8 protein-coding genes are annotated in these 8,256 nt (G+C 65.5%); all 8 read left to right on the top strand.

What is annotated here, in order from left to right:
• On the top strand, positions 1 to 367 hold a 367-nt coding region (locus VN856_RS22560), incomplete at its 5' end, for an ATP-binding protein (protein ID WP_325693190.1).
• Positions 367 to 2,124, top strand: a complete 1,758-nt coding sequence (gene lpqB / locus VN856_RS22555) for an MtrAB system accessory lipoprotein LpqB (protein WP_325693187.1) — start codon at positions 367 to 369, stop codon at positions 2,122 to 2,124. The genes VN856_RS22560 and lpqB, both read left to right, overlap by 1 nt.
• Positions 2,125 to 2,196: 72 nt before the next feature.
• Positions 2,197 to 2,925, top strand: a complete 729-nt coding sequence (locus tag VN856_RS22550; RefSeq protein WP_325693184.1) for a Crp/Fnr family transcriptional regulator — start codon at positions 2,197 to 2,199, stop codon at positions 2,923 to 2,925.
• Between the two features lie 339 nt (positions 2,926 to 3,264).
• Positions 3,265 to 4,248, top strand: a complete 984-nt coding sequence (locus tag VN856_RS22545; RefSeq protein ID WP_325693195.1) for an AraC family transcriptional regulator — start codon at positions 3,265 to 3,267, stop codon at positions 4,246 to 4,248.
• 120 nt (positions 4,249 to 4,368) lie between these two features.
• Positions 4,369 to 4,935 (top strand): hypothetical protein, encoded by a 567-nt coding sequence (locus tag VN856_RS22540; protein ID WP_325693181.1) that lies wholly within the window; start codon positions 4,369 to 4,371, stop codon positions 4,933 to 4,935.
• Between the two features lie 73 nt (positions 4,936 to 5,008).
• Positions 5,009 to 5,647 carry a ComF family protein gene (locus VN856_RS22535; protein ID WP_325693178.1) on the top strand — a complete coding sequence of 213 codons (639 nt, stop codon included), beginning with the start codon at positions 5,009 to 5,011 and terminating at the stop codon, positions 5,645 to 5,647.
• 280 nt (positions 5,648 to 5,927) lie between these two features.
• Positions 5,928 to 6,599: a ribosome hibernation-promoting factor, HPF/YfiA family gene (gene hpf, locus VN856_RS22530; protein ID WP_414687026.1), complete on the top strand. Its 672-nt coding sequence runs from the start codon at positions 5,928 to 5,930 to the stop codon at positions 6,597 to 6,599.
• A gap of 124 nt (positions 6,600 to 6,723) precedes the next feature.
• A partial coding sequence (gene secA / locus VN856_RS22525) for a preprotein translocase subunit SecA (RefSeq protein ID WP_325693175.1) occupies positions 6,724 to 8,256 on the top strand: 1,533 nt, incomplete at its 3' end.

Here is an 8,256-nt window from a genome sequence, read left to right as displayed (position 1 = left end):
GCCGGTCCGGATCCGGATGGGCTACGACGAAGACACCGTCGCGGTCACCGTCCGCGACTACGGCGTCGGGCTGCGCCCGGGCGAGGCGAAGCTGGTGTTCAGCCGGTTCTGGCGGTCGGACCCTTCGCGCGTGCGCCGTTCGGGCGGCACCGGTCTGGGCTTGGCTATCAGCATCGAGGACGCCCGGCTGCACCAGGGCCGGCTCGAGGCGTGGGGTGAACCGGGTAACGGCGCCTGCTTCCGGCTCACCCTGCCTCTGGTGCGCGGGCACAAGGTCACCACCAGCCCGCTGCCGATGAAACCCATTGCCCCCGATCGCAAAGACGGCAAAGTCCGGCAGCGCGAACACGCGGAGCGCGGAGCGTGATGCGGCGATTGGGCCCCCTGCTCGTCGCGGCCGTCGTGCTGGCGGGCTGCGCGGGTGTGCCGAGCGCATCGGCGCCACAGGCCATCGGCACCGTCGAGCGTCCGGCACCGGCGAACCTGCCCAAGCCGACACCCGGCATGGACCCCGATGTGCTGCTGCGCGAATTCCTCAAAGCCACTGCTGATCCGGCCAACCGGCACCTCGCGGCGCGACAGTTCTTGACTCGGTCGGCGTCCGATGCGTGGGACGACGCCGGTAGTGCGCTGTTGATCGACCACGTGGTTTTCGTCGAAACCCATAGCACCGAACGGGTTTCGGTCATGATGCGCGCCGACAAGCTCGGTTCGCTGTCCGACATGGGCGTGTTCGAGACGGCCGAAGGGCAGTTGCCCGATCCCGGTCCGATCGAGTTGGTCAAGACGCCGGGCGGCTGGCGCATCGACAAGCTGCCCAACGGGGTATTCCTGGACTGGCAGCAGTTCCAGGCCACCTACAAGCGCAACACGCTGTACTTCTCCGACCCGACCGGCAAGACGGTGGTGCCGGATCCGCGCTATGTCGCAGTGTCCGACCGCGATCAGCTGGCCACCGAGCTGGTCTCCAAGTTGATCGCGGGCCCGCGCCCGGAGATGGCCAAGAGCGTGCACAACATGCTGACACCACCGGTGCGGCTGCGCGGACCGGTGACGCGCGCCGACGGCGGCAAGAGCGGCGTCGGCCGAGGCTACGGCGGAGCCCGGATCGACCTGGAATTGCTGACGGTTGCGGATCCGCGCAGTCGGCAATTGGTTGCCGCACAGATCATTTGGACACTAGCCCGGGCAGACATCAAGGGCCCCTACGTGATCAGGGCCGACGGTGCCTCGCTCGACGAACGCTTCGCCGACGGGTGGAATACCACCGACGTCGCGGCCACCGACCCGGGTGTGGCCGAGGGTGCGGCAGCCGGCGTGCACGCGCTGATCGGTGGCCGAGTGGTGGCGCTGGACGGCCAGCGCTCCGACCCGGTGCCGGGGGCCTTCGGGCGGACCACCGACCAGACCTCGGCCACGCTGTCCCGCAACGGACATCAGGTGGCCTCGGTAGTGACGCTTCGCCCCGGCGCCCCGGACATGGCGTCGTCGTTGTGGATCGGCGACCTCGGCGGCGAGGCGGCCGAAGCCGCTGACGGACATACCCTTTCACGGCCGACGTGGTCGCTGGACGACGCCGTGTGGGTGGTGGCCGACGGCAACACCGTGCTGCGCGCGATTCAGGAGACCGCCTCGGGGCAGCCGGCGCGGCTGCCGGTCGACTCGGCCGCGGTGTCCAGCCGCTTCCCCGGAGTGATCGCCGAGTTGCAACTGTCCCGCGACGGCACCCGCGCCGCGATGGTGATCAATGGCCAGGTGATCTGCGCCAGCGTCGAGCAGACGCAGGCCGGCCAATTCGCGTTGGCCTATCCGCGGCGGCTCGGGTTCGGGTTGGGCTCTTCGGTGGTGTCGTTGTCGTGGCGCACTGACGAAGACATCGCAGTGAGCCGCAACGACGCCGAGCACCCGGTGTCCTACGTCAACATCGACGGGGTGAATTCCGATGCACCGAGCGCTAATCTGCAACAGCCGGTTGGGGTGATCGCGGCCAACCCGTCGACGGTGTACGTCGCCGACCCACGCGGGGTGATGCAGCTGTCGATCTCGGGCGCCGAGGGGGTGCAGGGCTGGCTCGACGTCCCGCCGTTCATGGCGGGTGGGGCGATTCCGGTGATGCCCGGCTGACGTGCGTTATCCGGCCACAGCGCTGCGCGCGGCGGCTAGCCGGTTCTCCCTGAGCTGCCTAGCGTTGACGGCGTGATCAGCAAGGTCCCCGCGGCAACGCCCCCACGGCCTATCGACGTGCGACGGGCACTGGTTTCATCGGGAATCGTCAGTAAGTCCGATCCAGCCGCACTCACTCGGTGGTGCAGGCAGCTGAAGCCGGTGCGCTTCCCGGCCGGGCACGTCATCGCCTCCGGCGGCGATGACGGCGGTCGTCTTTATGTGATCATCTCCGGCAAAGTGAAAGCGTCAATCCGCCGGCAGGGCGGCTGTGAACTCCTGCTGGCCGTCCTGGGCAGCAACGAAATCTTCGGCGTGGTATCGCTTTTCGAGCCGGTAGCGCGCGAAACCCGATTAACGGCGCTCACCGAAGTTCTGGCGGTGCCGATTGACCGCGGGCAGTTGCTCAGCTGGATGGCCGAGTGCCCGGAGTTGAGTGCCCGAACGCTTCGCCTGTTCGCACGGCGGGCGAAAGAGATGACGGACGCCCTCACAGACTTCGCCTCCGCCGATATTCGAGGCCGCGTCGCGAGCCGACTGTCGTTGTTGAAACGACGGTTCGGTCGGCAGGAAGGCGAAGTGGTACGGATCGTGCACGAGATGACGATGGAAGACTTTGCCCGCCTTGTCGGCGTCTCGCCAGAGTTGGTTCGTAATACGTTGGGCAATCTCGAGAATCAGGGCTGGATCCGTTTAGACGACGACAGCGTAGTGGTCATCGACTCCCAGGCGCTTTCGGCTCATCTAAACCCGTTGTCGTGAAATGATTTTAGAGATTTCGATACTGAGTTTCATGGTGCGGCTGTCCGTCGCGAGACTGCCTTTACAGGCTGGTGTCCAGCGGCTCAAGTAATTCCAGCAAGCCAACCCACGCGCTCGGAATAAACCATCTTCGATGGTCGTTGCCCAGTTAGTTCAAACGAGTCTCACAGCTGATCAGCAGCGTAAAGCCCGGCTCAGCGTGGGACGCTGGCACGGGGCCGAAGATGGGTGGTTGGACGATTCGCCCGGCGGGACGACCGTGGCGGACGTCACCTGAACCAGCTCGCTCATCGGATCGTAGTAGAGGTAACCGGGGGACGGTGAGAGGGCCACGTCGTGATGGAACAACCGATTGCGGGTACCGAGGATCCGCATGTCTGGATCCCGGTGAAGGAATTCGACCACTTCGTCGAGCTATGCGGCTGTGACCGACCGCACCTGAACCTGCTGACTGATCCGAACGCGTTTTCAATGACTCAGCGCGGCGGTCGTATGGGACCGGTGAGCCTTCAGGACGCCATCTTCGATGCCGACACGTCGATCGATTGCGGTGAGGAGTGCAGCACGTATCGGGTGTTTCTGGTGCGGTCGGGCCGGGCGGACGGAGCGCACCGCGGGTTGCCGGCCGGTGGCCGCGCCGGCACAGCGGCTGTGTATGCGCCCGAGGGCGTTTCGGCGCTGCATTGGGACGCGAGCACCGAAATACTCCTGTTCAAGATGAAACGTCACGCCGTTGAGGACGCCCTCAGCGATGGGCTGGGCCGCCAGCTGACGTCGCAACCCGATTTTGAACCGCTCTTGCCAATTCACACCCCATCGGCCCGAAGCTGGATCGACATGCTGGTGTGGTTCGCGGAGCAGGTTTTCCATCCTGGCGGCTTGATTCATCAACCACTGGTCGGAATGCCGTTCGTCGACACCCTGATACGCGGATTCCTTGTGGCCGCAGAACATTCGCAGCGCGACGCCCTCTTGGGATGCGATGTTTCGACGCCGCCTCGCGCGGTTCGCGCCGCAATCGACGTCATCGAAGCGGAAGCCCATCTGCCCCTCACGCTGTCGTCGATCGCCGCTCGCAGCCAGGTCAGTGTCCGTTCCCTGCAACAGGGTTTCAAGCGTCACCTCGACACGACACCAATGGCGTATCTGCGTGAGGTGCGGCTGCGCCGCGCACACGAGCACCTGCTCGACTCCGACCCGTCGATTGTGACTGTCGCGTCGGTCGCATACCGTTGGGGTTTCACCAATCTCGGCCGGTTCGCCGCGGCCCACGCGGCCCGCTACCGCGAGCCGCCAGTTAAGACGTTGCGCCGGACGGCCTAGCCGCGCAAACCGGCCAGAAGCTCGCGCACTGCGGCTAGTAAGCGACTCCCATCCTCCTTAGCGTTGGTCGAGTAGTCAACGCTCCCAGCATGTTTGGGACTAAGAAGAATCGGAGTTCGCATGAATAGTCAAGCCAACCAACGTGTTCGCCATCGGCGCCCCTGGCGCATCGCCCTCGGCATGGGCGCCGGCGCCATCGCGGCCGCCGCGATGCTCGGCCTTTCCGAGGCCGCTCACGCGCACGCCGACACCGGCAGCGACATTCTGGGTCAAGCCGGGGCGGACTTGACCCAAGCCACCCAGGTGCTGGACGGAGCCCCTACGGCGTCGCTCGACGCCGAGGAACTCTCGCTTCTGACCGGTCAGGAGTCGTTGCAAACCGAGGAAGCAACGTCGCTGCTTGACTCGGTAGAGTCACTGCAATCGGGCTTGCCCGCAGCTGAACAAGCGGACGTGGCCGGCGCCGATACGCAACTTGCCGATGCATTCCAGGGGATTCTCACCGCCGACCAAACGTTCGTCGCGGCTGACCAGGCCGGTGATCTGACCGGTTTGACTGGTTTGACCGACCAACTGGGAGTGATCGACGCTGATCTCGCGGCGCTGCCGGCGGACTTCAACGTGGTCGTTACCGACATCGGTGCGGAATTCGCCAATTTCTTCGACCTCTCGGCTTTAATGCCCTGATAGGGGGCGTCTACACGGTGGGGCACCCTGGCCCCACCGTGTAGTTGTCGGTCCGTGTCGTCACACTGACGCTGTGCTGGATCTGGTTCTGCCGCTGGAATGCGGCGGCTGCGGGGAGCCGTCGACGCGATGGTGTGCGGCCTGTGCCGACGAACTCGCGATCGGTCTCGACGCGCCACGCGTTGTCACCCCACGCATCGATCCGGGAGTCCCGGTGTTCGCGCTCGGCCGCTACGCGGGCGCGCGGCGGCGGGCGATCCTCGCGATGAAAGACCGCGGCCGGGCCGATCTGCGGGCGCCGCTGGCGCGGTCGCTGGCTCTCGGCGTGCACCGCTTACTTCGGTGGGGTCTGCTCGATGTTCCACTGACCGTCGTCCCGGCGCCGACCCGCGGCTGGTCGGCCCGTCATCGCGGTGGCGACCCGGTGACACATCTCGCCACCCTGGCGACCGCGGGTCATCCCGACATCACCGTCGTGCGGGCGCTGCGCATGACGGTGTTGGCCCGCGACTCGGCGGGGTTGACCAGCGCCGCACGTGAACGCAACGTCGCCGGACGCGTGCTACTGACCCGACAGCGTCTGCCGCCGCGCGGCGAGGTGCTGCTGGTTGACGACATCGTCACCACTGGCGCCACCGCCCGCGAGTCGGTCCGGGTGCTGCACCGGGCCGGGGCGCGAGTGTCGGCTGTGCTCGCGTTAGCAGCGGCGTGAGTGTTTGTGAAGAACTCGCAACAGGTCGGGCGAAATGCTGGCAATGCCGCCCGTGGACGGTCTACCGTCGGGAACAAGCACCAACAACGCCTCAAGGCCGCGCATCTGAATCGCAGGTTGAGGCGCCACCGTCAACGGTAGGGGGTGAGTGTTCGACACCTTGCATCGGCGGGCGGCCACTGAGTTCTGACAACCCCGTCGGCGCGTGTACCCATAGCCGGGCGCGCTTAGCTGCGCGCAATGCGAGAGAAACGAGTTGTCAAGTATGTCAAGACAAACCGTGGATTCCGGGCAGCTTCTGGCTGAACCTCCGGTCGACGCCGATGAACACGAACCGATGGCAAGCGCCGAGGTCGTCGTCAAAGGCCGCAACGTCGAGATCCCTGACCACTTCCGCGTCTACGTCTCGCAGAAACTCGCCCGCTTGGAGCGACTCGACCGAACCGTCTACCTCTTCGACGTCGAACTCGACCACGAACGCAACCGGCGCCAGCGCAAGTCCTGTCAGCACGTCGAGATCACCGCTCGCGGTCGTGGCCCGGTCGTCCGTGGCGAGGCGTGCGCGGACAGTTTCTATGCCGCGTTCGAGTCCGCGGTAGCCAAGCTCGAGGGCCGGCTGCGCCGCGTGAAGGATCGCCGCAAAGTCCACTACGGCGACAAGACCCCGGTCTCGCTGGCCGCTGCGACCGCCGTCGTACCGAATCCCGAACCGGACCTCGACGACATCGAAGCCCCGCACTTCGGCGACCCCAGCGGCAACGGGCAGCACCAGCCCGGGCGAGTGGTGCGGACCAAGGATCACGAGGCCAAGCCGATGTCGGTGGATGACGCCCTCTACGAGATGGAGCTGGTCGGCCACGACTTCTTCTTGTTCTACGACAAACAGACCGAACGGCCTTCGGTGGTCTACCGCCGGCACGCCTACGACTACGGTTTGATTCGACTCTCCTGAGCCGATCCGACCCGGGCCGCGGCGAGCGTCGACTCGTCGTGCCCGGGGGTACCACCTGAGCCGTCACCTAGGATGGATGACGCCGAAGACGTCTGATCTACGACAGGACCTAGGGGACTAAGCCGTGCTGGATAAGTTGTTGCGACTTGGCGAAGGTCGCATGGTCAAGCGCCTCAAGCGTGTGGCCGAGTACGTCAACAGCTTGTCGGACGACATCGAGAAGCTGACCGACGCCGAACTTCAGGCCAAGACCGCGGAGTTCAGGAAGCGGCACGCCGACGGGGAGACCCTCGACGACCTGCTGCCCGAGGCGTTCGCGGTGGCCCGCGAGGCGGCTTGGCGGGTACTCGACCAGCGGCACTTCGACGTGCAGGTGATGGGTGGCGCGGCGCTGCACTTCGGCAACGTCGCCGAGATGAAGACCGGTGAAGGCAAGACCCTGACGTCGGTGTTGCCGGCCTATCTCAACGGCATCGGCGGCGACGGCGTGCACATCGTCACCGTCAACGACTACCTGGCCAAACGTGACAGTGAGTGGATGGGCCGGGTGCACCGCTTCCTGGGCCTGGACGTCGGAGTGATCCTGTCGCAGATGACGCCCGACGAGCGGCGCGTGGCCTACGCGGCCGACATCACCTACGGCACCAACAACGAATTCGGCTTCGACTACCTGCGCGACAACATGGCCCATTCGCTGGAAGAGTGTGTCCAGCGCGGCCACAACTTCGCCATCGTCGACGAGGTCGACTCGATTCTGATCGACGAAGCCCGCACCCCACTGATCATCTCCGGGCCCGCCGACGGAGCCTCGAATTGGTATTCCGAATTCGCCCGGCTGGCGCCGCTGATGGAAAAAGACACCCACTACGAGGTGGATCTGCGGAAGCGGACCGTCGGTGTGCACGAGCTCGGCGTGGAGTTCGTCGAAGACCAGCTCGGCATCGACAACCTCTACGAGGCGGCCAACTCGCCGCTGGTCAACTACTTGAACAACGCGCTGAAGGCCAAGGAGCTGTTCAATCGCGACAAGGACTACATCGTCCGCGACGGCGAGGTGATCATCGTCGACGAGTTCACCGGCCGCACGCTGGTCGGCCGGCGCTACAACGAGGGCATGCATCAGGCCATCGAGGCCAAGGAGCGCGTCGAGATCAAGGCCGAGAACCAGACGCTGGCCACCATCACCCTGCAGAACTACTTCCGGCTCTACGACAAGCTCTCCGGCATGACCGGTACGGCGCAGACCGAGGCCGCCGAACTGCACGAGATCTACAAGCTCGGCGTCGTGCCGATCCCGACGAACCGGGCGATGGTCCGCACCGACCAGTCCGACCTCATTTACAAGACCGAGGAAGCCAAGTACATCGCGGTCGTCGACGATGTCAGCGAACGCTACGAGAAGGGTCAGCCGGTGCTGATCGGTACGACGAGCGTGGAGCGCTCGGAGTATCTGTCGCGGCAATTCCAGAAGCGGCGTATCCCGCACAACGTGCTCAACGCTAAGTACCACGAGCAGGAAGCCGGCATCGTCGCCGAGGCCGGCCGCCGCGGCGCCATCACGGTCGCCACCAACATGGCCGGCCGCGGTACCGACATCGTGCTGGGCGGCAACGTCGACTTTCTCACCGACCTGAGGTTGCGGGCCCGCGGTCTGGAT

It is taken from the genome of Mycobacterium sp., assembly GCF_035603715.1.
Lineage (GTDB): Bacteria > Actinomycetota > Actinomycetes > Mycobacteriales > Mycobacteriaceae > Mycobacterium.
The sequence above is the reverse complement of the archived record's forward strand: the minus strand, read 5'-3'. Positions and strand labels throughout refer to the sequence as shown.